Annotated in this window: 1 pseudogene; it reads right to left on the reverse strand. The window is 69.6% G+C overall.

What is annotated here, in order from left to right:
• Positions 1-68: 68 nt before the first annotated feature.
• Positions 69-276 (reverse strand): annotated as a pseudogene (locus tag SB751_RS30035) (phosphodiesterase); the annotation flags it as partial.

A 276-nucleotide genomic window follows, 5' to 3' on the forward strand; every position in this document is an offset into this window, starting at 1 on the left:
CGCTCGGCCGCAACGAGCGCCGACGGGCCGCCGCCCGTCATTCGCTCGAGCATCGATGATGCACATCGTCAGTCGACCAGTTCCCCGCTCGGTTCATAGAACGGATAAGGCCCGTCGCCTTCGTCCACGTACACGTGATGGGACATCATCCCCGTCTCCGGCGTATGGACGTGCACCGCGAACGCGGGCGGTTCGAGCCGGAACGCCGACGGCCCGTCCGCGCGCAGGTCGAACGCAACCTGGTGCGCGGGCGCCGGCACGGCGGACGCGAGCGTG

It is taken from the genome of Cupriavidus sp. SIMBA_020 (assembly GCF_046535395.1).
GTDB classification, from domain to species: domain Bacteria; phylum Pseudomonadota; class Gammaproteobacteria; order Burkholderiales; family Burkholderiaceae; genus Cupriavidus; species Cupriavidus campinensis.